The sequence below is a fragment of the Alcanivorax sp. HI0007 genome (assembly GCF_001635525.1).
Taxonomy (GTDB): domain Bacteria; phylum Pseudomonadota; class Gammaproteobacteria; order Pseudomonadales; family Alcanivoracaceae; genus Alcanivorax.
This window is the reverse complement of the sequence record NZ_LWEJ01000185.1, coordinates 1-271: the sequence shown is the minus strand read 5'-3', so window position 1 is coordinate 271 and position 271 is coordinate 1. Positions and strand designations below refer to the sequence as shown.

The window sequence follows — 271 nt, the reverse complement described above, 5'->3', positions numbered from 1 at the left end:
AGAGTGATGTAAATGAAATGGCCGCTGGCAACGGCTTGCTCGGCACGGTACTCGCTGCTGTGAACCATGTAGGCCACAAAGTATTCCAGGGTGAGGCCGATCAGTGGGGCAAACGCCAGAATCCATACAACGGTGTTGTTGACTTTGGCGCCGGTTAGCGGCGGTGGGGTCGTATCATCAAAGTGTTCCCGAAGCTGGGTATCTTCGATGTTGGTCCAGTCCGCGAACCCCTTCTTCCAGACGGATGATCCGTGGCGCAGTGTGCCGTTGC

The 271-nt window shown here is 56.5% G+C and carries 1 pseudogene; it reads right to left on the bottom strand.

From position 1 onward, the window contains the following. A pseudogene (locus A3714_RS18055) lies at positions 1 to 271 on the bottom strand (DUF4339 domain-containing protein); the annotation flags it as partial.